Source organism: Streptomyces sp. NPDC006309 (assembly GCF_040613095.1).
Lineage (GTDB): Bacteria > Actinomycetota > Actinomycetes > Streptomycetales > Streptomycetaceae > Streptomyces.
On record NZ_JBEXRO010000028.1, the window covers coordinates 1 to 23,452 of the forward strand.

21 protein-coding genes are annotated in these 23,452 nt (G+C 73.8%); 9 read left to right on the top strand and 12 right to left on the bottom strand.

Annotation, left to right across the window (positions count from 1 at the left end):
- Positions 1–116 precede the first annotated feature (116 nt).
- Positions 117–857 (bottom strand): alpha/beta fold hydrolase, encoded by a 741-nt coding sequence (locus tag ABZ117_RS28700; protein WP_356824704.1) that lies wholly within the window; start codon positions 855–857, stop codon positions 117–119.
- A gap of 183 nt (positions 858–1,040) precedes the next feature.
- Between ABZ117_RS28700 and ABZ117_RS28705 the strand changes: the two genes are divergently transcribed.
- Together ABZ117_RS28705 and ABZ117_RS28710 are read left to right on the top strand one after the other, a co-directional pair.
- On the top strand, positions 1,041–4,250 hold the full coding sequence (locus ABZ117_RS28705) for a BTAD domain-containing putative transcriptional regulator (protein WP_356824705.1): 3,210 nt from the start codon (positions 1,041–1,043) through the stop codon (positions 4,248–4,250).
- A gap of 87 nt (positions 4,251–4,337) precedes the next feature.
- Positions 4,338–5,753 (top strand): FAD-binding oxidoreductase, encoded by a 1,416-nt coding sequence (locus tag ABZ117_RS28710; protein WP_356824706.1) that lies wholly within the window; start codon positions 4,338–4,340, stop codon positions 5,751–5,753.
- Positions 5,754–5,819: 66 nt separating this feature from the next.
- Here the strand turns inward: ABZ117_RS28710 and ABZ117_RS28715 are convergent, their stop codons facing one another.
- From ABZ117_RS28715 to ABZ117_RS28735, 5 genes are all read right to left on the bottom strand, one after another.
- Complete coding sequence (locus tag ABZ117_RS28715; protein WP_356824707.1) at positions 5,820–6,281, bottom strand: DUF6098 family protein; 462 nt, start codon at positions 6,279–6,281, stop codon at positions 5,820–5,822.
- A gap of 28 nt (positions 6,282–6,309) precedes the next feature.
- Complete coding sequence (locus ABZ117_RS28720) at positions 6,310–6,537, bottom strand: DUF5133 domain-containing protein (protein WP_356824708.1); 228 nt, start codon at positions 6,535–6,537, stop codon at positions 6,310–6,312.
- A 174-nt stretch (positions 6,538–6,711) separates the two neighbouring features.
- A complete protein-coding gene (locus ABZ117_RS28725) occupies positions 6,712–7,359 on the bottom strand; it encodes a CatB-related O-acetyltransferase (protein WP_356824709.1) in 648 nt (215 codons plus the stop codon).
- Between the two features lie 482 nt (positions 7,360–7,841).
- Positions 7,842–8,012, bottom strand: coding sequence for a hydrophobic protein (locus ABZ117_RS28730; protein ID WP_356824710.1), 171 nt, complete (start codon positions 8,010–8,012; stop codon positions 7,842–7,844).
- A 126-nt stretch (positions 8,013–8,138) separates the two neighbouring features.
- Positions 8,139–10,355, bottom strand: a complete 2,217-nt coding sequence (locus ABZ117_RS28735; protein ID WP_356824711.1) for a SpoIIE family protein phosphatase — start codon at positions 10,353–10,355, stop codon at positions 8,139–8,141.
- 473 nt (positions 10,356–10,828) lie between these two features.
- Here ABZ117_RS28735 and ABZ117_RS28740 point away from each other — a divergent pair, with 473 nt between their 5' ends.
- Both ABZ117_RS28740 and ABZ117_RS28745 read left to right on the top strand, forming a co-directional pair.
- Entirely contained in the window at positions 10,829–14,980 is a 4,152-nt protein-coding gene (locus ABZ117_RS28740; RefSeq protein ID WP_356824712.1) for a SpoIIE family protein phosphatase, read from the top strand.
- Positions 14,980–15,297, top strand: coding sequence for an STAS domain-containing protein (locus ABZ117_RS28745; RefSeq protein ID WP_356824713.1), 318 nt, complete (start codon positions 14,980–14,982; stop codon positions 15,295–15,297). The genes ABZ117_RS28740 and ABZ117_RS28745 overlap by 1 nt, the downstream gene beginning before the upstream one ends.
- Positions 15,298–15,360: 63 nt before the next feature.
- Here the strand turns inward: ABZ117_RS28745 and ABZ117_RS28750 are convergent, their stop codons facing one another.
- Positions 15,361–15,684: an STAS domain-containing protein gene (locus ABZ117_RS28750; RefSeq protein ID WP_356824714.1), complete on the bottom strand. Its 324-nt coding sequence runs from the start codon at positions 15,682–15,684 to the stop codon at positions 15,361–15,363.
- 767 nt (positions 15,685–16,451) lie between these two features.
- Between ABZ117_RS28750 and ABZ117_RS28755 the strand changes: the two genes are divergently transcribed.
- Positions 16,452–16,703, top strand: coding sequence for a hypothetical protein (locus tag ABZ117_RS28755; protein ID WP_356824715.1), 252 nt, complete (start codon positions 16,452–16,454; stop codon positions 16,701–16,703).
- 75 nt (positions 16,704–16,778) lie between these two features.
- Entirely contained in the window at positions 16,779–17,372 is a 594-nt protein-coding gene (locus ABZ117_RS28760) for an acyl-CoA dehydrogenase family protein (protein ID WP_356824716.1), read from the top strand.
- A gap of 204 nt (positions 17,373–17,576) precedes the next feature.
- Here the strand turns inward: ABZ117_RS28760 and ABZ117_RS28765 are convergent, their stop codons facing one another.
- Together ABZ117_RS28765 and ABZ117_RS28770 are read right to left on the bottom strand one after the other, a co-directional pair.
- Positions 17,577–17,753: a hypothetical protein gene (locus ABZ117_RS28765; protein WP_356824717.1), complete on the bottom strand. Its 177-nt coding sequence runs from the start codon at positions 17,751–17,753 to the stop codon at positions 17,577–17,579.
- Positions 17,754–17,867: 114 nt separating this feature from the next.
- Positions 17,868–18,638: a DUF4097 family beta strand repeat-containing protein gene (locus ABZ117_RS28770; RefSeq protein WP_356824718.1), complete on the bottom strand. Its 771-nt coding sequence runs from the start codon at positions 18,636–18,638 to the stop codon at positions 17,868–17,870.
- A 320-nt stretch (positions 18,639–18,958) separates the two neighbouring features.
- Between ABZ117_RS28770 and ABZ117_RS28775 the strand changes: the two genes are divergently transcribed.
- Positions 18,959–19,774: a class I SAM-dependent methyltransferase gene (locus ABZ117_RS28775; protein WP_356824719.1), complete on the top strand. Its 816-nt coding sequence runs from the start codon at positions 18,959–18,961 to the stop codon at positions 19,772–19,774.
- Between the two features lie 130 nt (positions 19,775–19,904).
- Here the strand turns inward: ABZ117_RS28775 and ABZ117_RS28780 are convergent, their stop codons facing one another.
- Complete coding sequence (locus ABZ117_RS28780) at positions 19,905–20,918, bottom strand: LysR family transcriptional regulator (RefSeq protein WP_356824720.1); 1,014 nt, start codon at positions 20,916–20,918, stop codon at positions 19,905–19,907.
- 181 nt (positions 20,919–21,099) lie between these two features.
- Here ABZ117_RS28780 and snpA point away from each other — a divergent pair, with 181 nt between their 5' ends.
- The gene (gene snpA / locus ABZ117_RS28785) at positions 21,100–21,786 is read left to right on the top strand and encodes a snapalysin (protein ID WP_356824721.1); all 687 of its coding nucleotides are present in this window, start codon (positions 21,100–21,102) and stop codon (positions 21,784–21,786) included.
- A 260-nt stretch (positions 21,787–22,046) separates the two neighbouring features.
- Here the strand turns inward: snpA and ABZ117_RS28790 are convergent, their stop codons facing one another.
- Both ABZ117_RS28790 and ABZ117_RS28795 read right to left on the bottom strand, forming a co-directional pair.
- The gene (locus tag ABZ117_RS28790) at positions 22,047–22,475 is read right to left on the bottom strand and encodes a hypothetical protein (RefSeq protein WP_356824722.1); all 429 of its coding nucleotides are present in this window, start codon (positions 22,473–22,475) and stop codon (positions 22,047–22,049) included.
- Positions 22,476–22,587: 112 nt separating this feature from the next.
- The gene (locus ABZ117_RS28795; protein ID WP_356824723.1) at positions 22,588–22,968 is read right to left on the bottom strand and encodes a hypothetical protein; all 381 of its coding nucleotides are present in this window, start codon (positions 22,966–22,968) and stop codon (positions 22,588–22,590) included.
- 65 nt (positions 22,969–23,033) lie between these two features.
- Here ABZ117_RS28795 and ABZ117_RS28800 point away from each other — a divergent pair, with 65 nt between their 5' ends.
- Positions 23,034–23,426 (top strand): hypothetical protein, encoded by a 393-nt coding sequence (locus ABZ117_RS28800; protein WP_356824724.1) that lies wholly within the window; start codon positions 23,034–23,036, stop codon positions 23,424–23,426.
- Positions 23,427–23,452: the final 26 nt, after the last annotated feature.

The following is a 23,452-nucleotide window of genomic DNA, read 5'->3' on the forward strand; positions in this document are numbered from 1 at the left end:
CAACGGGGAGCGACGGGGAACACCGGGGACTAATACGGCGAGCCGTCAGGAGCCTCTGCTCTATCGCCGCAGGTCAGCAAGGCAACGAGTCCTTGCCGGACGGCGGCCGGCCGGGGTCAGGAGGCGACGAAGTGCGCTATCTGCCCCAGTACGGCCGTGTCCGTGAGGTACCCGATGTGGGTCTGGCAGGGCACGTTGTTGTTCGTGGCACCGTCCAGCCGGGTGCTGGTGTACGGCAGGATGACGCCGTCGCACGCCGAGTACCAGGTGGCGTACCGGGTGGTTCCCGGCGTCTCGTCGCCCGAGGAGATCTGGGCGATGAACGAGGAGCCCGGGTACATCTGCTGACAGGTCGTGTAGACCAGGCAGGCACCGGCGGACGTGGTCCCGTGGTTGGCGCCGGCGATCGAGGCGAGGTGGCTGACGCTGGTGTTTCCGCCCAGCACCTTCAGGTAGTACTGGCTGACGAGGCCGCCCATCGAGTGGTTGACGATCGCGACCTTGCTCGCGCCGGTGCGTGCCTTGACGTTGTCGACGAAGGCGGCGAGCCCCCGGGCGTTGGTGACGTTGTCGCCGTAGGAGTCGTACTCGTAGGCGAAGAGGTCCGAGGCCGGCCAGCCGTTGAGCCGGAAGACGCTCATGGCGGTCGTCCAGTTGGACGCGTTGCCGGTGTACCCGTGGACGAAGACGACCGGTGTGGCGGTTGACAGCGGACGCGCGGCCACGCCGGCCGGCCGGGCGGCGGCCGGGGTCGCGGTGCCGGCGGCGCCGGCCGGGGTCGCCGGGGAGAACAGGGTGAACGCGACCGTGGCGGTCGCGAGAACGCCGAGAAGCCGGCGCGGGGAGCGGCGACGCATGGGGTCCTCCTGATGAGGATGTGGGGATGCGGGTGGCTGACCCGACCAGAGTCGTGAGGCCAGGCGCGGCGGCCATCGGCGAAATCACCAGTCATCGCGGACCGCCGGGGCCGGCCGGGCAGGCGCGAAGGTGCTCCCGGGCCCCCGGGACCGGCCGGGCGTAGTCTGCTGGGTGAGGCAGCCATGGCCGGTGACGTGCGCATCCGACTCCTGGGCGGTTTCGACGTGGCGGTCGGGGACCGCCCGGTCGCCGCCGGGGCATGGCGGCTGCGCAAGGCGCGGAGCCTGCTGAAGGTGCTGTGCCTGGCGCCGGGGCACCAGATGCACCGGGAGCGCCTCTACGACCTGCTGTGGCCGGACCTCGAGCGCCGGGCCGCCGCGAACAACCTGCACCAGGTGCTGTACGCCGCGCGGCGCGCGCTGACCGGTACGGGGGCGGCCGGCGATGTCGTCGTACTCCGTGACGACCTGGTGCTGCTGGGCCCCGACGTGGCGATCGACGTCGACGAGTTCGAGGAGGCGGCCCGGCGGGCCTCCCGCGACGGCGCCGCCGCGCCGCTCGCGGCCGCGCTCGCCCTGGCCGAGCCCGGACTGCTGCCCGAGGACCGCTACGAGCCGTGGGCACGGGAGGCCGCCGACGCCCTGGGGGCGCGGTGCGCGGCGATCCGCTGGGGGCTCGCCGAGGCGCTCCGGCGCGAGGACCGCACGGCCGAGGCGATCGAGGTGCTGCGGACGCTGCTCGGCGCGGACCCGCTGCACGAGCCCGGGTCCCGGGCGCTGATGACGGGGCTGGCCGCCGGCGGACGGCGCCGGGAAGCGCTCGCCGTGTACGAGGGGCTGCGGGACGCACTGCGCCGCGACGGTGGCGCCGATCCGGATCCGCGGACGCGCCGCCTCTACCGCACGCTGCTGGCCGGCTCCGTCCAGCAGCGGGAGGAGGAACGGCCCGTACCGCGGCACAATCTGCCGGCGCAGGCGGGCGCCCTCATCGGCCGGCAGCGTGAGACGGCCGAGGTCGAGGCACTGCTCGGGCGGTCCAGGCTGCTGACCCTCACCGGCACCGGTGGCTGCGGCAAGACCCGGCTGGCGCTGGCGGTGGCCGCCCGGCGCACCGGCGCGTTCCGGGACGGGGTGTGGTTCGTGGACCTCGCCGCGCTGACGGAACCGCACCTCGTGCCCGACGCGGTCGCCGCCGTCCTCGGACTACAGCTTCCCCCGTCCGGTCCCGCGCAGGAGGCCCTGGTCTCCCAGCTGGGCGGCCGGGAACTGCTGCTGGTGCTGGACAACTGCGAACACCTGATCGAGGCGTGTGCCGCGGTGGTCTCGGAGGTCATGGCCCGCTGTCCGGGGGTCACGGTGCTCGCGACCAGCAGGGAGCTGCTGCGCAGTTACGGGGAACGGACCTTCCGCGTGCCGTCGCTGAGCCTGCCGGACCCGGGCCGGCTGCCGCCCCTGGCGGAACTGGGCCGGTTCGCCTCCGTGCGGCTGTTCGTGGAGCGGGCCGGCGAGGCCTGCCCGGGGTTCGCGCTGACGGCGGCCAACGCGGCGGCCGTCGCCCAGATCTGTTTCCGGCTCGACGGGATACCCCTCGCTCTGGAGCTGGCCGCGGCCCGGGTGCGGGTGCTGGCCCCCGGCCAGATCGTCGAACGGCTCGACGACGCCGTGTCGCTGCTCGGCCGGGGCAGCCGGCGCGCCGTGACCCGGCAGGAGACCCTGCTGGCGGCCCTGGAGTGGAGTCACCGGCTGCTCGACGGGGACGAGCGGTGTCTGCTGCGCCGGCTCGCCGTCTTCGCGGGAGGTTTCTCGCTGGCCGCGGCGCAGGAGGTGGGTGCCGAGGGCGAGGGCCGCGAACGGGTGCTGGACCTTCTGGGCAGGCTGGTCGACAAGTCGCTGGTGGGGGTGGAGCCGCAGCAGGACGAGGTGCGCTACCGGCTGCTGGAGACGGTCAGGCAGTACGCGGCCGGGCGGCTGCGCGCGGCCGGTGAGCTGGCGGCCACGGAGGCCCGGCACCGGTGTTTCTACCTGGCGCTCGCCGAGCGGCGGGACCGCGAGCCGGCCACCGGACTGTCCGGGGCGACCTCGCTGGAGCTGGAGGCCGACTACGGCAATCTGCGCGCCGCCCTGTCGTCGCTGCTGCGCAGTGATCCGCAGGCCGCGCTGCGTCTGGCGGTCGCGCTGTGGCTGTTCTGGTCCGAGCGCGGGCGGCTCGCCGAGGGGCGGCGCTGGCTGGACGCCGCGCTGGCCGCCGCACCGGGTCCGAGCCCGCAGCGCGCGCGGGCGTTGATGGGGCAGGGGGTGCTCGCGGTCCGGCTCGGCGACGGGTCCCCCCTGGCGGACATCGGCGCGCGGATCGTCCGTGACCACGACGGGCGGTCGGCTCCGGCGGAGCTCGCGTACGCCCTCTACCAGCAGGCCGTTCTCCTGTGGATGCGCGGGGCGTGGGAGCGGGCCCGGGAGGCCCTGGACCGGGCGTGCGAGCTGGCCCGTGCCGTGGGTGCCCCCTCGGTCCTCGCCGCCGCCGCGCACACCGAGGGGGTGTGGGCCGTGTGCCGGGGTGACGGGGCGGGAGCCCGCGCGGCCTGCGAGAGCGGTCTGCGGCTGCTGGCGGAGGTGCGGGCGGACACCGGTCCGTTCCTGGTGGTCATGACGCCCGGCTACGTGACCGAGGAGGACGCGGCGGGGCAGGTGTCGCTGTACTTCGAGGAGACGGTCCTCACGGGCCGGGCGGTGGGCGCGGCCCGGGCACGCGGGTACGTCCTGGCCGGTCTGGCCTGGGCGGCCCGCCTGGAGGGTGATGCCGGCGCCGCCGTGGCGGCGGCCGAGCGCAGCGCCGACTGCTTCCGGGCACTCGCCGACCCGTACGGACGGTCCCTGGCCCTCAACGTCCTGGGCAACATCTGCCGGAGCCGGGGCGATCACGCCGCCGCCCAGGAGCATCTCGACGCTGCCCTGGCGATCAGGCGCACGCTCGGCGACCGCCGGGAGGAGGACATCACCCTGGGCTGTCTCGGCCTGCTGCGCCTGGCCCGCGGCGACACCGAGGGCGCACGGGTGTCCATCGCCGGCGCCCTCGCGCACTTCGAGGAGACCGACGACATCCCGGGCACCACCAACAGCCTGCTGCACCTCGCCCTGGTGGCGCGGGCCGCCGGGGAGACGTCCCGGGCGCGCGCCCTGCTCACCCGCGCCCTGCGGCTGGAGCACATAGCCGGCTCGCCGTGCGCCGCGGGCTGGGTCGCCCTGATGCTGGCCCGGCTGGCGTGGCAGGCCGGCGACCGCGACGCGGCCCGGGCGTCGGCGGACAACGCGCGGGTGCTCTTCGACCGCCTGGGTGACCTGCGGGGCACGGCCGTCCTCGGGCGTACAGCGCCCTGGGCGCGCGGCGGCCGCTGAGTGGTCGCTGAGAACTGTTGAGTGACTGCTGAGCGGCGGCGCCTAGGGTCCGGAATGTCCAGCAGGCACACACGCACGGAGGCCATCATGCCGGTCGACACGACGAAGGGCGTCCTGGGTGACGCCACCATGGGCGAGCTGGAGGCGGGGCTGCGCGGTACGGTCGTCCGTCCCGGCGACGCCTCCTACGACGAGGCCCGCACGATCTGGAACGCGGCCCACGACAAGCGCCCGGCTCTGGTGGTGCGCTGCGCCGGGACCGCGGACGTGCTGCGCGCGGTGGAGTTCGCGCGCAGTCAGGACCTGCTCGTCGCGGTGCGCGGCGGGGCGCACAGCATCGCCGGGTTCTCGACCTGCGACGGCGGCATCGTCATCGACCTGTCGGGCATGCGGGGTGCCGTGGTCGATCCGGTGCGGCGCCGGGCCGTCGCCCAGGCCGGGATGACCTGGGGCGACCTCGACCACGAGACGCAGGCCTTCGGCCTGGCCGTGACCGGCGGCCTGGTCTCCTCCACCGGTATCGCCGGGTTCACGCTCGGCGGCGGGGTGGGCTGGCTGCTGCGCCGCCACGGGCTTGCCTCCGACAACCTGACGGCGGCCGAGGTGGTCACCGCCGACGGCCGGGTGGTGCGGGCCGACGAGCGGGAGCACCCCGAGCTGTTCTGGGCGCTGCGGGGCGGCGGCGGCAACTTCGGGGTCGTCACCTCGTTCGAGTACGCGCTGCACCCCGTCGGCCCGCAGGTCCTGGCCGGTCTGATCGTCTACCCGCTCGATGAGGCCAGGCAGGTCGTCACCCGCTGGCGCGAGCTGATCGCGGACATGCCCGACGAGCTGACGACCCTGATCAACCTGACGACGGCCCCTCCGGTGCCGTTCCTGCCCGAGGAGGTCCACGGCACCCGGGTCGTCGTGCTGGCCGCCATGTACGCGGGCGCCCCGGCGGCCGGTGAGACGGCCGTCGCCGCGCTGCGCGCCCTGGGCACCCCGATCGCCGACGTCCTGGGCCCCATGCCCTACACGGGCATGCAGTCGCTGCTGGACCCGCTGTGGACGGCCGGCGCGCACAACTACTTCACGTCGGCGTTCATCGAGCCCAGCGACGCGGCCATCGACGCGCTGCTGCGCCAGCATCTGGCCACCCCGACGCCGTTCAGCGAGCTGCACCTGCACCAGCTGGGCGGCGCCTTCGCCCGTGTCCCCGCCGGGGCCACGGCCTTCGGCCAACGGCAGGCGAGCGTGCTGTGCAACGTCATCGCACGCTCTCCGGAGGCGGCGGGCTTCGAGGATCACGTCGCCTGGGCCCGCGGCGCCCGGGAGGAGATCGCCGGGTACGGCGGTGGCAGCATGTACGTCAACTTCACGGGCGACGCCGGTGAGGACAAGGCGCGCCTCTCCTACCCCGGGGAGGTCCACGAACGGCTGGTGCGGGTCAAGGACGCCTACGATCCCACGAACCTGTTCCGGCTGAACCAGAACATCCGGCCCTCGGCGGCGGCAGGCTGACCGACCGTGACCTGAGCGGCCCGGGAGCCCGGGCCGCTCCCGCCGCTCATGGCGCGCGCGGTGGTCTCAGACCGTTCCGTCCGCTCCGTCGCGGTCGAGCGTGCCCCAGCGGCCGGGCTGCGCGGTGATGATGCGGCAGGCCTCCGTGATGACGGGCTCGGCGATCCACCCGAGCGGTTCGACGTCCGTCACCAGGGGCTCGTTGTCCGGGCCGCGGGCCGCTTCGGAGCCGTGCAGGACCCAGGGCCGGGTACGGGCGTCCTTGACACGGGGAAGGTGGCAGTAGTCGTACAGCCGGCGGGCGACCCAGACGGCCGGGGGCCGGCCGCCCCACCAGTCCTCGATGTCCAGGCAGCTGGCGGACAGACCCGGCAGTCTGATGCCGGTCAGGTCGTCCTTGCTGCTCATGCGCGGCAGGTCGCGTTCCGGGCCGCGGGACCAGCGGACGTAGAGGCCGCGGCGGCCGGTGACGAGCCGGGTCAGTTCATCGAGGCTGGTGAGGGTGGGGAGTTCGGCGGTCGTACTCATGGCGCCGGCGGGTCGGGGTGACGGACGGTCAGGCGGTGAGGAGCGAGTCGTCCTCGGTGCGGGCGCCGGGCAGCCGGTGGCGGGCGGCGACGACGGCGGCGTCGATGTCACGGGTGCCGGTCGACACGCACAGCGTGTAGGCGACGTCGTCCATCCGCCGGCGCACCTCGGGGCTGCCCTCTTCGGCGTGCAGGATCCGCAGCGTCTCGTACTGTTCGATCAGGTTGGTCAGTACCGCGGGGTGGGCCATGAGCATCGAGGGTCTCCTGAGCGCCGTCATTCACTTGGTGTCTACATCGATCCGTGTTCCCGGAGTTCCGGCCGCCACTCCCCCCGGATTCCGTCCCGGCACGCCGGAGTCGGCGACCCGGACACGAGGAGGAGGGGGCCGGTGGACAGCGAACTGCCGCCGCGCCCCTTCCGTACGGTGTCACCCGCGCGCCGTGTCCGGGGCCGCGGCTTCCAGATCGGCGATGCTGCCCGACATGATCGTCCGCACGTGCTCCGTGAGGTGCTCCGCCGGCCAGTCCCACCAGGCCACCGCCAGCAGCCGCTCGACGTCCCGGGCGTCGTAGCGGGTACGCACGAGGCGGGCCGGGTTGCCGCCGACGATGCCGTAGTCGGGTACGTCGCCGGTGACCACGGCACCGGCGGCGATGATGGCGCCGTGTCCGATCCGTACGCCGGGCAGGACCGTCGCGCCGTGGCCGAACCAGACGTCGTTGCCGACGACGGTGTCCCCCCGGCCGGGCAGTCCCGTGAGCAGGTCGAAGTGTTCCGACCAGGAGCCGCCCATGGTGGGGAAGGGGAAGGTCGAGGGACCGTCCATCCGGTGGTTGGCGCCGTTCATGAGGAACCGCACGCCGGTGCCCAGTGCGCAGAACCTGCCGATGACCAGCTTCTCCGGCCCGTAGTGGTAGAGCACGTTGCGCGTCTCGAACGCGGTGGGATCGTCCGGGTCGTCGTAGTAGGAGTACTCGCCGACCTCGATCAGCGGGGACGTCACCAGGGGTTTCAGCAGCACCACCCGCGGCTGCCCGGGCATCGGGTGGAGGAGCGTGGGGTCGGGCACGGGCATGCGGCAGGGTTCCTCGTCGCCGGCGGTCCTTGTCCGGCCCATGATCGCAGGAGCGTGCCGTCCCGGTACAGGCATTTACCCCGTCCGCGGCCCGCTGCCCGGCTGCGCGGACCGGGCCGGGTCATGTGTCGAGCAGCTCCAGGTGGTGAGGGCGAGTCCGGCGCGCATCAGGCCGGGAGGCCCTGTACGGCGGCCAGGAGACCTCCGCACCGGAATGAGGGGCCCTCCGGACCGGCATGGGGGCGCGCCGGCCCCCGCAGTAATAGGAGGTGCAGGTTCCACTGCGGATTCTGCGGAGACCGGCGCTCTGCTCGCATACCCCCGGATGCGCCCGATACGCCCGATCTCTCCCCGTCCTCCTTCGCGGCCCCGCCCGCACCGGCGGGGCCGCGACAGCACGAGTGGGGCCCGGCCGTTTCCGGCCGGGCCCCACTCGCTCCACACACCCCACGCGGTACGTCCGCGCGCCGGTAAGCCGGCGGTTACCAGCGGTACCAGCGGCCCTTGCGGCCACCACCGTCCGCGGAGCGGACCACGAAGCCCAGCAGCCACACGATCAGGACGATCACCGCGATCCACCACAGCGCCTTCAGTGCGAAACCCGCGCCGAAGAGGATCAGAGCCAGAAGAAGAACCAGAAGCAGGGGAACCATTGTTATCAACCTCCTGGCCACCTAGTGCCCTTACTTCACCCCTACAAGCCCGCAAATCACGCGTTTCTTTCCTCCGGTACGGGGCATGCGCGGAGGTTCGCGCCTCCCGTGACCGTCCTCCGGATCTCAGCCGGCCGGCGCCGGTCCCACGGCGGTGATGACGAGCGCCGCCTGGTCGTCCTCCACCTCTCTGCCGCCCACGAACGCGCGCACGTCCTCGGCCAGGATCCGGACGATGTCGGCCGCGGCCGGCCGGTGCGGGGCGGCGGCCAGGGCCTTGACCAGGCGGTTCTCGCCGTACTGCTCGGCGCCCATGGCCCGGCATTCGGTGATGCCGTCGGTGTAGAGCAGCAGGCTCTCGCCGGGCCGGAGGGTGAGACGGCGGGCCGTGAGCCTGGGCGGGATGCCGATGCCGAGGAGCCCGCCCGGCGCCTCGACATCGTCCACCACGTGGTCGGCGTCCAGCAGCAGCGGAGGGGTGTGCCCGGCGCGGACGAGCTGGATGTCGAGGCCGTCGGCGCCCGGTGTCAGATGCCCGTGGACGAGGGTCACGAAGCCGTTGTTCTGGTGCGCGAAGCGCTCGTTCAGGGCCTTGTCGACGGCCTCGACGACATCGACGGGGTCCTCGAGCAGCCCGGCGACGGCGCGGGCGGTGTGGCGCACCAGGGCGGTCGTGGTGGCGGCGAGGGCCCCGCGCCCGCAGACGTCGCCCAGGATGAACGCCCAGCTGCCGTCGCCGCGGGGGAAGACGTCGTAGAAGTCGCCGCCGATGTCCAGTCCCTCGCCGGCCGGGTGGTAGAAGGCGGCGAGCTGGGCGCCGGGGATGTCCGGCAGGTCGGGCAGCAGCAGACCGGACTGGAGGTCGCGGACGAGGGCGGCACGTTGCGCGTGCTGACGGGCGTTGCGGGCGGCGGAGGCGGCCCGGCGGGCGAGTTCCTCCGCCAGGGTGACCCGGTGGCCGTCGAAGGAGTGCCCCCGGGTGAACAGCAGGGTGAAAACACCGAAGGGGCGCCCCCGGTCCAGGAGGGGCACGCAGACGTAGCCGGTGACACCGAGGGCGCGCCAGGGGCCGGGGCCGCCGGGGGCCCGGCGTGACACCTCGGCCACGCCGGAGGCGAGCACGCGGGCGACGGCGTCGTCCTCGGCGTCGTGGACCGGTGTGTGGGACAGGAGCAGATCGCGTGCGCCCGCGTCGGCGGCGGCGGCCGCGACCCGCCGTACGCGCCCGGCCTCGACCACGTCGACCGCCGCCAGGGGCGCGAGGGCCGGGGTGGACAGGGAGGCCAGCCGTTGCAGGGTCTGCGTCTCGTCCAGCCGGCCCGCCAGGGCGGTGCCGGCGGCCAGCAGGAAGGCGAGGTCGTCGCGGGCGGCCTTCTCCCGCGCGTCCGACGCCCGCCGGGCCTGTTCGGCCTGGTGACGCTCGATGGCCAGGGCGGCGGTGTGGGCGAAGACACGGGCCAGGGCGAGGTCGGTGTCCTGCGGGGCTCTCGGGGTGCGCAGGTACATGGCGAAGGTACCCAGCAGCCGGCCGTCACGGGCGAGGATCGGCGTCGACCAGCAGGCGGCCAGTCCCGCCCGGCGGGCCAGATCGCGGAAGTCGTCCCACAGGGGGTCGGTGGCTATGTCGCTGACTATCACGTGCCGGCGCCGGTGGGCGGCGGTGCCGCAGGAGCCGGCTCCCTCACCGGTGGCGATGCCGTCGATGGCCCGGTTGTAGAAGCCGGGCAGGCTCGGGGCCGCGCCGTGGCGCAGGTGACGGCCGTCCGCGTCGGCCAGCAGTACCGAGACGAGCACCTCGGGGGACAGTTCCTCGATCGTGCGGCACATGCCGTCCAGGACCTCCGGCAGCGGCGCCTGGCGGGCGATCTGCTCGAGCAGCGCGCGCTGCTCGGCGGCGAGTCTGCGGGCCTGTCTGACCTGGGTCGTCTCCACGCCGATCATCCGGACGCCGATGACGTTGCCGGCGGCGTCGCGGCGCGCCTCGTAGGTGAAGTCGAAGTAGGCCTCGCGGGCGCCCGGGCCGACGCCGATGACGACGCGGGCGCCGCGGCCGACATGGCGTTCCCCCGACCGGTAGACCCGGTCCAGCAGCTCGATGAAGCCCTGGGTGGTCAGCTCCGGCATGAGTTCCGCCAGGGCCACACCGGTGCGTTCCCGCTGTCCGCCGCCGATCGCCGCGAAGAAGGCCGGGTTCGCGGTCTCCAGCACGTGGGCGGGACCGGCCATGGAGGCGAAGAGCGCGGTCGACGTGCCGAACAGCAGCGACAGGTCCTCGTCCGTCCCGCCCCCAGCGCCGAGGTCGTGCGCTTCGAACGCCGCCCGCCGATCACGGTCAGTCGTCATCCCGCCCCCTCGTCAGCGTCGGCCCCAGGTCCCGGACGGCCGTCTCCGCGCGCGGCATCGGTCGATGCCTCACCCAGTGTCATATGCGCCCGATGCCCCGATCCACGCCTCCCGGGCGGCACCGGCTCGTGCGCCGTCCCACCGGTGCCGGGTTCGGCCGCCCGCCCCGCCGCCACCGCGGCGGGGCGGCACCGACCGGTCGAGGAGCCGATGCCGAGGAAGTACCGTACGTGAGGCGGACCCGCACGGCCACCGCCCTGACCTGCGCCGACGGCCGCGGCGACCGCCGCTCGCCCGGACCGGTCCAGCGGCGGCCCGGACCGTGGGAGAGTCGGGGGCAGCCGCCGCGAACCGGCCGTCCGGGCAGGTGCCCGGGGGCCGATCGGGGCACGAGGGGGTGGCGGGCCCGCTCGGGTACGACGTACGAATGACCACACCACGATCTGGCGGGTACGGGAGTGAGGGAGCGGCTGATGGCTGGACGGGACGACACGGAGCGGGGGCCCTCGGCCCGTGCCGGCGTCTTCTCCGCCGACGAGGTCATCGGCGCGGATCTGGCCGCCGTGGACTGGGCCGCCACGCCTCTGGGGCCCCCGGAGGAATGGCCGCAGAGCCTGCGGACGGCCGTGAGCATCCTGCTGTCGTCCCGCTTCTCGATGTGGATGGCGTGGGGGCCGGAACTGACGTTCTTCTGCAACGACGCCTACCGCCGCGCCACGCTCGGCCACAAGTACCCCTGGGCGCTCGGCCGCCCGGCCCCCGAGGTGTGGGCCGAGGTCTGGGACGACCTCGACCCGCGTGTCCGCTCCGTGATGACCACGGGCGAGGCCACCTGGGACGAAGCCCTGATGCTGTTCCTCGAACGGTCGGGATATCCCGAGGAGACGTATCACACGTTCTCCTACAGCCCGCTGCGGGACGACTGCGGCGCCGTGGTGGGCATGCTATGCGTGGTCAGCGAGGAGACCACGCGGGTCGTCGGGGAGCGGCGCATGGCCACCCTGCGTGACCTGGGCTCGGATCCGAGCGTGGTCCGTACCGAGCAGGAGATGCTGGAGTTCGTCGCCCGCCAGCTCGCCCGCAATCCGCGGGATCTGCCCTTCACCTGCACCTATCTCTTCCAGGACGACGGTTCGGCGCGGCTGGCGGCCGCCACGGGGATCGAGGCGGGCCATCCGGCCGCGCCCGTGGTCCTGCCGAGCGGTGACCCCAAGGCCGTCTGGCCGGCGGGTCGGCCGGCCGACGGGCAGTCCGCGCGGGTGCCGCTGAGCGGCCCGCCGTACGACCGCCTGCCGCCCGGCGCCTGGCCCCAGCCGCCGGCGCAGGCCCTGGTGGTGCCCCTGCTGAGGCAGGGCGAGCCGCCGTACGGCTTCCTGGTGGCGGGGCTCAACCGGTTCCGGCCGCTGGACGACACCTACCAGGGCTTCGTCGAGCTGGTCGCGGGTCACGTCGCGGCCGGTATCGGCAGCGCGCGCGGGTACGAGGCGCAGCAGCGCCGGGCCGAGGAACTGGCCGAGCTGGACCGGGCGAAGACGGCGTTCTTCTCCAACATCAGCCACGAGTTCCGCACCCCTCTGACCCTGATCATGGGGCCGGTCGACGAACTGCTCACCCGGCAGAACGACGACCCGGGGCTGCGCGAGCCGCTGGAGGTCGTCCGCCGCAACGGACTGCGCCTGGGCAAGCTCGTCAACGCGCTGCTGGACTTCTCCCGCATCGAGGCCGGCCGGATGCAGGCGACGTACGAGCCGGTGGACCTGGCCGCCGCCACGGCGGAACTGGCCAGCGTCTTCCGCTCCGCCATCGACAAGGCGGGGCTGGCCTTCGAGGTGGACTGCCCGCCCATGGACCAGCCGGTGTACGTCGACCGCGGCATGTGGGAGAAGGTGATACTGAACCTGCTGAGCAACGCGCTGAAGTTCACCTTCGAGGGCACCATCCGGGTCACCGTACGCACGGAGGACGGCGGGGCCCGGGTCACCGTCTCCGACACCGGTATAGGGGTGTCCGCCGAGGAGATGCCCAGGCTGTTCGAGCGGTTCCACCGGATCGAGAACGCGCGCGCCCGGTCCCACGAGGGCAGTGGTATCGGCCTGGCCCTCGTCAGGGAGCTGGTGGGCCTGAACGGCGGGACGATCACCGCGGACAGCACCGAGGGGCAGGGCACCGCCTTCACCGTCCGGCTGCCGTTCGGTACGGCGCACCTGCCCGCCGGCAGCGTGGCCCCGGTGGACGGCGGGACGACGGTGTCGGCGGCCGCCGACCCGTACGTGCAGGAGGCGCTGCGCTGGCTGCCGGGCACCCCCTTCTCCGGGGCGGACAGGGCCGTGACGGAGGCAGCGGAGAGCGCCCCGGGCCACCGCGCGGCCGGACGTGTCGTGGTCGCCGACGACAACGCCGACATGCGGGAGTACCTGGCCCGCCTGCTGTCGGGCGCCGGGTACCGGATCACGGCCGTCACCGACGGGATGAGCGCGCTGGACGCCGTGCGGGCCGATCCGCCCGACCTCGTGGTCAGCGACGTGATGATGCCGGGCCTGGACGGGCTGGCCCTGGTGGCGGCGCTGCGGTCCGACCCGCGGACCGCTTCGGTGCCGGTGCTGCTGCTGTCGGCGCGCGCCGGGCAGGAGGCCTCCATCGAGGGCCTGCAAGCGGGTGCCGACGACTATCTCGTCAAGCCGTTCGCCGCCGCCGAACTGCTGGCCCGGGTCCGCGCGAACGTGGAACTGGCGCGGCTGCGCACGCATCACCTGCGGTGGCGCAACGCCCTGATCGACTCCCTCCAGGAGGCCTTCTTCGTCTGTGACGAGGAGGGCACCGTCATCGAGACCAACGCGGCGTTCACCGACATGCTCGGCTACCCTCCCGAGGGCCTGCCCTACCGGCCCGTGCATCCCTGGTGGCCCGACCCCGACACCGACCCCGAGGGGTACCGGCGGGCCGAGGCCGCCTTCGGGCGGCTGACGGGCAGCAGCGCGCGCAGGACGAACGCCCTGCCCGTGCGGCACCGTGACGGGCATCAGCTGTGGGTGAGCGCGACGTTCAACCAGGCCGAGGACCCCGACACCGGACGCCGCATGACCGTGGGCACGTTCCGGGACGTGACCGCGGAGCACTACGCCATCCAGCGGGAGACCGCTCTGGCGGCCCTGAGCACGCGGCTCTCGCGGGCCACCAGCCTGTCCGACGCGCTCACGGGCGCGCTGCACGAGCTGAAGCAGCTGTGGCGGGCCCGGACCGTCCTGGCCGCCATCTTCGGCCGGCACGGCGAACCGGCCGTGACCGGCACCGACCCGTCCCTGTCCTGGCCGTCCCTGTCCGCCGGCCGCAGAAGCTTCCTGGAGCGGCTGCGGCAGCAGCCCACCCTCACCCCGGTCACCGCCCCGGGCGGGGCCGGGATCCTCCTCGAACACCCGCACGGCCCGCTGACGCTCTGGGTGGACCTGGGCGAACGCCGGCCCTTCACCGGCGAGGACCAGCTGCTGCTGACCCTGCTGGCCGGGCATCTCGCCCAGGGGCTGGTCCGCGTCCACCAGATCGACCAGCAGCGCGAGACGGCCATCGCCCTCCAGCGCGCCATCCTCGGCCCGGCGCTGCTCCCCGACGGCTTCGCCGTGCGCTACGAACCCGCGACCCGGCCGCTCGAGGTCGGCGGTGACTGGTACGACACGGTGCCCCTGCCCGACGGCCGCATCGGCATCGTCGTCGGCGACTGCGTCGGTCACGGTCTGACGGCGGCCAGCGTCATGGGGCAGCTGCGCAGCGCGTGCCGTGCCCTGCTGCTCCAGGAGCCGAGCCCCGCGCGGACGCTGATGGCGCTGGACCAGTTCGCCGCCGGTGTCCCGGGCGCCCTGTGCACCACCGTCTTCTGCGGTGTGCTGGAACCGGCGACCGGACGGCTGGTCTACTCGAGCGCGGGACATCCCCCAGGAGTCCTCGCCTCCCCGGACGGCACCGTCCAGCTGCTGGAGGAGGGCCGTGCCCTGCCGCTGGCGGTCCGCCCCGGCCGGACGCGTCCGGAGGGGGTCCGGACGATGCCGGGCCGTTCCACCCTGCTGCTGTACACCGACGGACTCGTGGAGCGGCGCCGCCGTTCCCTGGCCGCCGGCATCGAGCAGGCCGGCCAGGCCGTCCAGGAGGGCAGGGACGCGGCGGTGGAGGAACTGGCCACGCGGATCATGAAACGCCTCGAACCGGACGGCGGATACGAGGACGACGTGGCGCTGCTGCTCTACCGTCATCCCGCGCCGCTCCAGGTGACGTTCCCCGCAGAGTCGGCGCGGCTCGCCTCGGTGCGCCAGGCCCTGCGTGACTGGCTCGACCAGTGCGCACTGCCCCGGCACACCGTCCAGAACATCATGGTCGCGGCGGGTGAGGCGTGCGCCAACGCGATCGAACACGGGCACCGGGACGGCCCCGGGGGGACCATCCGGCTGAGCGGGCTGGCCCACACGCACGACCTGCTGGTCACCGTCACCGACTCCGGCCGGTGGAAGGTTCCGCAGCCCGAGCTGAACCGGCACCGCGGACGCGGACTGCAACTGATGCGGGCACTGATGCAGCACGTCACCGTCACACCTGGCCCCAACGGCACCGTCGTCGAGATGCAGACGAGGATCACCTGATGACCATCCCGCTCACACTGACCCGGGCGCGGCGCGCCGATGGCACGTCCGTGCTGACGGTGGTCGGCGAGATCGACCAGAGCAACGCCGGCACGCTGGCCGCGGCCCTCGACGGGATCGGCGGGCCCGTCGTCGTGGATCTCGCCGAGGTGGAATACCTCGACAGCGCGGGCCTGAACGTGCTGTTCGCCCACAGCACCCGGCTGGAACTGATCGCGCCGCCCCTGCTGACCCCGCTGCTCAGCATCTCGGGCCTGACCGAGCTGGTGCCGGTGCACGCCGCGAAGGGCTCCGCGCCGGACGCTCCCCCGCCGTGACCACGGCCGGTGCGCGGGCGCGGTGATCACGGCGGGGCGCGCGTCAGAGGGACGGCGCGGACGTCAGAGCGACGGGGTCTTGCCGGGCGTGAGGGTCATGACGGAGTCGAGCCCGAGGATGGTGAACATACGGAGCAGGCCGTCATCGAGTCCGGTGACGCTGAGGGAGCCACCGAGGGTGTCCAGCCGCTGGTACCAGCCCACCAGGGCGCTGACACCGGTGGAGTCCATGTGCTGCGTACGCGAGGCGTCCAGAACCAGGTGACGGCACCCGGCGTCGATCAGGCCGTCCACCGCCGTCCGGAGCGAGGCCGTCGTGTACAGATCCACGTCCTCGGGCAGTTCCGCCCTCGTCCGGTCGCCCTGACTCCCGGTGATGTGCAGCAACGTCCCACCTCCCCGTCCCGTGCGGTACCCGCCGTCGGGTACCCAGGCTACCCGGCGGGCATCCGGCCGACTTCCGCACCGCGCGCCCCGGACGGCCCGCGGCCCGGGAGCGCGTGGCGTCGGCCGCCCCGGGACCGGGACCTGCCGCCTCGCGCGCGTGCCGGCCGATCCGCGTCGGGGAGGCCCGTGGTGATCGCGGAGCGTCGACACACAAGCAGCGTGATCAACCCCGGCAGCACGGAGAGCAGCATCCGCAGCGGCGCGCCGGTCGCCACTCCGAGGCGCAGGGTCTCCGCGCCGGTGCGCCACACGGCCGTGAGCCGGCCGGACAGGGAGCGCGGCGCGCTCGGGTCCATCCACACCAGCAGGGTGCTGACGGGCACGACGACCGCGAGGCAGGCCAGAGCGAGCCGGCTGAGCAGGGTCCCCGTGCTGCGGGCCGGCCTCGTGTCGAAGAGATAGCGCGCCCGGTCCCGTGACGAAGCGTGCCGCCACCTCACCTGCGCCCCCTGACGTCCACGGTCCTCGGAGTCCCAGCGTGCTGGCGCGGTGCTCGCGCCACGCCGCGCCGGCGGCCTGTTCATCCTTTCGGGAGCGGCCTCGCGGCTCGGCGGCCGGCGGTCCGCGCGCCCGGGACGACGGGAAAGTCCCCTTCCGTCCGCCGACTTGGCGCGGTACGGCCTTCAAGAGCCGGTTCCGCATGTGCTGAAGTCGCCCCACGTGGGTACCGGCAGGACGACGCGACGCGACTTCCCGGAGGGGTGACGATGGGTTCGGTAAGTCAGCTACGGCAGTTGAGGGCCGTGTACGCAGGCGGTGTGGCGGCCTGGTCCTTCTGTCTGCTGTGGGAGATGGTCGGGGACGACGGGTCGGCGCGGCAGACGGTGGTGCTGCTGGGGCTGCTCGCCGTCTTCCTCGTCGCGCTGCTGTGGTCGACCTGGCGCCTCTGGGAGGCCGGGCCGCGCCGCCCCGGGAGCCGGGCGGAGGTGCTGGTGACCACGCGGGCCGACCAGGTCTGACGGCGCGCGGACGGCGCTCCCGCCGGCCCGGGCATCGCCCGGCGCGACCGTGGAAGAAGGGCCCCATGACTTCACTTGGCCGGGCCCTGGGCCGAGAGCGCCTTCCCCGAGGAGCTGGTCGGCCGTTTCCGTGAGAGCGGGCTGGCCGGACCGGCCTACGAGGGGTACGGCGATCACGGCCCCGCCGCCGGCCGTCTGCTGACCGGGATGATGGCGCCGGAGATGAGCCGCGTCGACGCGTCGGTCACCACCTTCTTTTCGGCGTCCACGACGGACTGGCCATCTACGCCATCCATCTGGGCGGCGACCGGGCCCAGCGTGACCACTGGCTGCCGGGCACGCACCACCGCCCGGCGCGACGGCGACACCTGGGTGCTCAACGGTGCCAAGCGCTGGATAGGCAACGCGACGTCCGCCGACCACGTCGTCGTCTGGGCCCGGGACGTCGCCGACGACCAGGTCAAGAGGTTCGTCGTAGACAGACAGCAGTTCGGCCGGCCCCTCGCGGGCTTCCAGATGGTGCAGGACCTGCTGGTGAAGAGCCCGGGGAACATCACGTCGAGCTGGGGGATGCTGTTGCAGCTCGTCGGCAGGGCGATCACCGGGGAGAGCGCCTTCGTCCGACCCGGCGCGCTGACGGAACTCAGACTCCCGTCAGCGGAACGGTAGTTGAGCTGCTTGCGGGGGCGGACGCGGGGTACGCGCACAGCCCGGTCGACAACGGAGAGGTCGTGGTCCGTACGGCAGTCACCTCCGTCGGGGCCGCTGGCACCGGCGCCTGCGCACGATGGACACCGCGCTGAGCGCCACAGAGCCGGCCCGGGCACCCCGGTAGCGCACACGACCGGGGTGCCGGGCGCCTTCTCGTGCCGCTCAGTGTCTGCGGCCCCGGGCCGTCCAGCCGCTGCCCACCCCCGCGAGGTGCAGGGCGAGCACGGTCAGCCCGAGGAGCATGATGTTCGTCGAGGTGAACGTGTCGTTGGTCGAGATGCCAGCCGCGTTGATCAGAAAAGCGATGAAGAACAGGACCGCCGAGACGATGGCCAACATGATGCTGATCCCTTCGATGCCGGATGGTGACGCACTCAGTGCACTGCGGATGCCCCTGACGGGACCGGCCACACCCTGACGTCCGGTACGGGGACGGGGCAGTTCGAGGGCGGTTCAGCCGCGGCGCGCGTCGACGTCGCCGTTGACGGTGGTCAGCTTCATCGCGGGCCCGCGGCCGGCGTCGCGGGTGGGAACGTCCACGGTGGTACGGCCGTTGGCCGTGGTCGCGGTGACCCGGTAGGCGGGGCTGCCGTGCGGAACGGTGACGCCGACCGAGCCATTGGTGGTCGTCGCCGTGACGGCCGTCGGCGCGGAGCCGCAGGAGAGGATCACGTCCCCGTTGGTGGTCGCGGCCGTCAGCCGGCGTGCGTCGAGGGCGACGGCGCGCACGGAGCCGTTGCGGGTGGCCAGCCGGGTCACGGCCCCGCTCCGGCCGGAACGGGTCACCGTGACATCGCCGTTGACCGTCGTCAGGTCCAGGCCGGCCGCGACTCCCGCGGCGTCGATGCCGGCGTTGCGGGCGGTCACCGTGACGCTGACGCCGTCGGGGACGCGCACCTCGGGCATGCGGGGGCAGGGCGTGTCGTCCGGGCTCCGGTCCGCGCAGGACAGGTCGAGGACCCAGGTGCCGTCGCGGTGGGACCAGCGGCGGTCGGCGTGGTCGACGCGGTCGTCCACGGTGACCCGGTGGCCGTCGGCCGGACGTAACCTCAGTCCGTTCTCGCTGGTGACGACAAGGGTGCCGCCCAGCGCGCCGGGTGCCGGTCCTGCCGCCGCCGTCCCACCGCCGGTTGCCTGGTGTCCGCTGGCGCAGGACACGGCCAGGGGCAGCAGCGCCAGGGCGACGGTCAGGCGGGGCGGGCGTCTTGTCGTGGTCACCTTCATGCGCCTTCGGGTGCCCCGGGGTGGCCCGGCCATGACCGTGCGGTGCCGGCCCTCGTCTGGTCCTCGTTCTTCCGGCCGTGTGTCTCGGCCGTCGAGGACCGGGCGCCCCGGGCCGGACGGGCACCGGCCGGTGTCACCGCCGGAGCCACCGGACTGTGGGGCGGCCCCCACCGCCCGGCCGCCGGCTCGGCCATACGGATGGGACTCGTGCGCCGGCGGCCGCAATCCCCATGAACGCCGGATGTGCGCGGCCATGGTGGTTCGATGTTCCCCTCCCAGCAGCCAGGCACGTCACGGCCACCGGGGCGGGAGGTTGCCCCATGAGCGCGCCACCGCCCGCGGGAGGGGGCACCGGTGACGGCCGCTACGGCGAGGACCTCTTCGAACCGGAACGCCCCGGGGAGGCCGCGCGGATCGACGCCGCCGCGCTCGTCTACGACCCCGTGACCACGCGCCGTCTGCGGGCCCTGGGCGCCGGGCCGGGCAGCCGCTGCCTCGAAGTGGGCGCCGGCACGGGGACCGTGGCGCGCTGGCTGCTGGAGGAGGCGGGGGCCGACGAGGTGGTCGCCCTGGACCGGGACACCAGCCGGCTGGAGACCGCCGCGAACCCCCGGCTGCGGGTGGTCACCGGTGATCTGACCGACGACAGCCTGCGCCTCGGCGGCTTCGACCTCATCCACGCCAGGTTCGTCCTGATGCACCTGCCCCAGCGCCGCGGGCTCATCACGCGGCTCGTGCGATGGCTCGCTCCCGGAGGCCGGCTGCTGCTGGGCGACGCCCTGGAGGTGCCGAACACCCTGGACACGGCCTCCGCCTACCGCCGCACCATGGACGCCCTGTGGCAGGCGCTGCGGTCGACGATCGGCACCGACACCTCCTCCGTCCCGGCGTACCCGCATTTCCTCAGGGAGGAGGGCCTCCAGCACGTCGCCGCGGAACTCTTCGTCCCTCCGCTGGTCGCGGGCGGTCCCCTGGCCCGGTTCTGGACCGAGACATGGAGCCGGATGCGTCCCGCCCTGGAGGAGACCGGCCTGGTGGACGCCGCGGTCATCGACGAAGCACTCGCCTACCTGGCCTCGCCCCGGCTGGCCGAGCTGGGCCCCGGCATGGTCATGGCCTGGGGGCAGCGGCCCTGACCCGGCGGCACGGCCGTCGGCCGGCGAGCCGGGTCACGCGGCCCTGACCCGGCGGCCCCGCGCGGCCCGGTGCCGCTGGGCGCCCGGCCGGCCCGTGCGACCGGGCGCCGAGCGGCCCCGGGCCGTGCCGTCACGGCGTGCGCGGACGGGCCGCCACCGGCAACCGCGCCGGCACCGGTGGCCCGTACGGCTTCCGGCAGGCGTCCGGGCCGGGCGGGTGCGCACGGTGCAACCACTTCCGGTAGGCCGGCGCCTCGAGGGCCACCGCCCAGTAGGCCGTCTCCAACTCGGGGTAGACGTCGTCCAGTTCGTCTTCCGTGCGGGCCGCCAGGAGCAGACGTACGCCTATCGGGTCTCCCTCCAGGGGGCGGATCGCGAGATCGGTGCGGGGAGAGGCCGTCGGCTGGCTGACCGTGACCACCTCGCCGATGGCGGCCAGCGAGTAGGCGGTGAGGTAATCCCCGTGCAGGATGTCTGAGTCGAGGCCCGCGGCCCGCAGCACCCGGCACAGGGCGTCCCACTCGCCGTCGACCGTGGAGTCGATCATCCAGCGGTCGCCGGACAGGTCGGCCAGGCTCACCTCCGTCCGCACCGCCGCGGGATGGTCCGCGGCGAGCGTGACGAACTGCGGTTCGCGTTCGACGAGCACGCGCAGGCACAGGCCGGACGGGACACGCAGCGGACTGCCCTCGACCTCGTGCACGAACGCCATGTCGAGGCGGCCGGCGGCGACCATGCCGAGCAGGGCGTTGGCGGAGACGTTCATCTCCAGCGCCGGCTCCACGCGCGGAACCCGTGCGCGCAGCAGGCGCAGCCAGCCCGGGATGGCCCGGCTCGCCGTGGCCCCGATGCGCAGCTGGAACCCCCCGGCGGCACGGGCGGCGGCGGTCCTGGTCTCCGTGACGAGTGCCGCGAACTCCGCCACCAGCGGCCTGGCCCGGCTCAGCACGGCCAGTCCCAGCGGGGTCGGCCGGCAGCCGGTGCGGGCCCGCACGAAGAGCTGCGCACCGAGCGCGCGCTCGATGCGCGCCAGCTGCGTGCTCAACGACGGTTGCGCCAGGCCGAGTTGCCGTGCCGCTTTGTGCAGACTGCCGGTGTCGGCGATGGCGCAGAGGACGCGCAGATGCCTCACCTCTAGCTCCATGGGGGGAGCGTAAGGGGGCGTGCGGCAGCGCACCAGATGTTCAAGTTCCAACGAAAGTGGACGAGTCGGCCGCCGATAGCCTCGCGCAATCCCCGATTGCCATCATCCGCGGTCCCGTTGGCCTGCCCGAGACTCACTGGCAACCGATCGTTCAACCCCACAGGACGAGTAGGAGCCCCCCATGACGTCGTTCCGCACCAGCACCGGGCCGAAGAACAGACGACTGCTGGCCCTCGCGCTCGGTGTCGGTCTGGCCTCCGCCGCGCTCGGCACCGCGAGCCCGGCGAGCGCCCAGAACACCGCCACGACACCGGCCCGCTCCGCCACCGCCGGCTACGTCGGCTCGGGCGAGAAGACCGGCAACAAGGCGTTCTTCGACGCCGTACTGAAGTCGGTCGCCAAGAGGCAGGCCGCCCACCCCTCCCTCCAGTCGGTGACCGTCTACTACAACACCGCCCAGGCGCCGAGCTTCCGCTCCCAGATATCGAGCGCCGCCTCCATCTGGAACAGCTCGGTGTCCAACGTCAAGCTCCAGGCGACGACGGGCAGCGCTGACTTCGCCTATTACGAGGGCAACGACTCGAGCGGGTCATACGCCTCCACCGACGGCCACGGCAGCGGTTACATCTTCCTGGACTACACGCAGAACCGGCAGTACGACTCGATCCGGGTCACCGCCCACGAGACCGGCCATGTGCTGGGCCTGCCGGACCACTACAGCGGCCCGTGCAGCGAGCTGATGTCGGGCGGCGGCCCCGGCACCTCCTGCACCAACCGGTACCCGAACAGCACCGAGCGCGCCCGCGTCAACCAGCTGTGGGCCAACGGCCTCACCAAGGCCCTCTCGCAGGTGGCGAAGACCGGCTGACCCGGTGCCCGAGCGGGCCGGCCTCCCCCACGGGCCGGCCCGTCACGGCGGTACGGACCGCGGCACCGGTCCGCGGTCCGTACCGCCCCCCGCGGTCCGTACCGCCCCCGTTCAGGACGGCAGGGGCCCGGCCTTCGTTCGATGAAGGCCGGGCCCCTGCGTCGAGAAGTGTGTGACGTGACCGGCAGGCACCGCGGCCCGCCCTCACGTCCACGGCACGGCATTGCGCATGGCGTCCGCCCGCGTGTGCCGGCCATGCGTCAGAAACGGCCCTGGGTGAGGCGCGTGAGCGGTCCGTGCGTGTGGCGCTCGGCTCGGCGGCCCATCGCGTACGACGCCACGGTCATCGCGGTCAGGCCCGCGCTGACGCCGGCGGCGACCAGCTTGCGGTGGGCGACCACCGTCCAGGCCGTCTTGGCGGTGGCCGCGACCTGGCCCGACGCCGTGACCAGCGCCTGGCGCCCGGTCTCGACGCCCCGGGCCGCCGTGCGGACGGCCCCGCTCGTCACCTCCGCCGTCCGCTCGGTGCCGGCCTTCACGGCCGACGCCGCGCCGTCGGAGGCCGTCACGGCCTTCTTCGCCGCGCGACCGGCCGGCGCCGTCGCCTTGTCCGCCGTCCGCCGGGCCTTCGCCGCGGCCCCCTGCTCCTGGTCGGACTTTCTACTCGTCCCGCTGCTCGATTCAGTCATGGGCTTCGCGTTGCCCGCCGCAGCACCGGCAAACGTGCCGGTGCGCACCCAGGAGCCGCAGTGGCTTAGGGAGATGGCGGTAAGGACGGCTCCGGCCCGCGCGAACCGTCCGTCAGTTCCCGTCGTCCGGCGGCAGGCTGGGCACGTCGGCACGCAAGAGGCTGACCAGCACCCCGTACGCCTCACCACGCCCGGGGCCGGCCGAGTGCAGGAAGCGGTGATCATGATGGCCGGGGAAGACGCTCTCGGCCGGGACACCTGCGCCGCGGCCGACGCGTACCGCGGCCGCGACATGCGGCTGGCCGAGCGGCTGATCTTCCCCGCCGTGCTGCAACGCCTCGGCGGCGGGTCGGGCCCCGGCCGGCCGGTCCTGGACGTCGGGTGCGGCACCGGCGCGGTGGCGGCGCGGCGCGCGGGCACCGGGGTGCGGACGGTCCGGGCCGTCGACCCGTCGGCGGGCATGCCGGACATCGCCCGGGCCGACCGGCCCCACCCTCGTGTCTCCCTGCCGGCTGTTCGACGGCCGCACCCTGGACCGGCTCGCCGACGACAGCGTCGATGCCGCCGTGTGCTGCCTGCTGTACTGCACCGACCCCGACGACGGCCGGCCTCGCCGCTTCGCACTACCGCGTCCCGGCGCGCCGTACGTCCTCGCCGACCTCGACCCGGGCGGCGACCGGCGTGGCCTTCTCCACGCTGCGGCGCGGCGAGCCGGGCGCCGTGTACGGCGACCGCGGCACCGTGACCACGCTGCTGCGCCTGCGCGACGGCACCACGATGACGACCACCACCCACCACCGCTCCCTCGACCGCCACCGGACCCTGCTCGTCGACCCCGGTTTCCCCTCCCCCGCCGTGGACCTGCCGACGCTCCGCGCGGACGGGTCCCCTGGACGAGCTCCGGCGGAGACCCGGATCGCGGCGTACATGATCCTGACGACCCACGCCTGACCCGGCACGTCCGCCGGGTGGCCCGG

Coding starts and splice junctions, on each gene's coding strand:
- ABZ117_RS28700 (WP_356824704.1), bottom strand. CDS start 857: ATGCGTCGCCGCTCCCCGCGCCGGCTTCTCGGCGTTCTCGCGACCGCC.
- ABZ117_RS28705 (WP_356824705.1), top strand. CDS start 1,041: ATGGCCGGTGACGTGCGCATCCGACTCCTGGGCGGTTTCGACGTGGCG.
- ABZ117_RS28710 (WP_356824706.1), top strand. CDS start 4,338: ATGCCGGTCGACACGACGAAGGGCGTCCTGGGTGACGCCACCATGGGC.
- ABZ117_RS28715 (WP_356824707.1), bottom strand. CDS start 6,281: ATGAGTACGACCGCCGAACTCCCCACCCTCACCAGCCTCGATGAACTG.
- ABZ117_RS28720 (WP_356824708.1), bottom strand. CDS start 6,537: ATGCTCATGGCCCACCCCGCGGTACTGACCAACCTGATCGAACAGTAC.
- ABZ117_RS28725 (WP_356824709.1), bottom strand. CDS start 7,359: ATGCCCGTGCCCGACCCCACGCTCCTCCACCCGATGCCCGGGCAGCCG.
- ABZ117_RS28730 (WP_356824710.1), bottom strand. CDS start 8,012: ATGGTTCCCCTGCTTCTGGTTCTTCTTCTGGCTCTGATCCTCTTCGGC.
- ABZ117_RS28735 (WP_356824711.1), bottom strand. CDS start 10,355: ATGACGACTGACCGTGATCGGCGGGCGGCGTTCGAAGCGCACGACCTC.
- ABZ117_RS28740 (WP_356824712.1), top strand. CDS start 10,829: ATGGCTGGACGGGACGACACGGAGCGGGGGCCCTCGGCCCGTGCCGGC.
- ABZ117_RS28745 (WP_356824713.1), top strand. CDS start 14,980: ATGACCATCCCGCTCACACTGACCCGGGCGCGGCGCGCCGATGGCACG.
- ABZ117_RS28755 (WP_356824715.1), top strand. CDS start 16,452: ATGGGTTCGGTAAGTCAGCTACGGCAGTTGAGGGCCGTGTACGCAGGC.
- ABZ117_RS28765 (WP_356824717.1), bottom strand. CDS start 17,753: ATGTTGGCCATCGTCTCGGCGGTCCTGTTCTTCATCGCTTTTCTGATC.
- ABZ117_RS28770 (WP_356824718.1), bottom strand. CDS start 18,638: ATGAAGGTGACCACGACAAGACGCCCGCCCCGCCTGACCGTCGCCCTG.
- ABZ117_RS28775 (WP_356824719.1), top strand. CDS start 18,959: ATGAGCGCGCCACCGCCCGCGGGAGGGGGCACCGGTGACGGCCGCTAC.
- ABZ117_RS28780 (WP_356824720.1), bottom strand. CDS start 20,918: ATGGAGCTAGAGGTGAGGCATCTGCGCGTCCTCTGCGCCATCGCCGAC.
- snpA (WP_356824721.1), top strand. CDS start 21,100: ATGACGTCGTTCCGCACCAGCACCGGGCCGAAGAACAGACGACTGCTG.
- ABZ117_RS28790 (WP_356824722.1), bottom strand. CDS start 22,475: ATGACTGAATCGAGCAGCGGGACGAGTAGAAAGTCCGACCAGGAGCAG.
- ABZ117_RS28800 (WP_356824724.1), top strand. CDS start 23,034: ATGCCGCCGTGTGCTGCCTGCTGTACTGCACCGACCCCGACGACGGCC.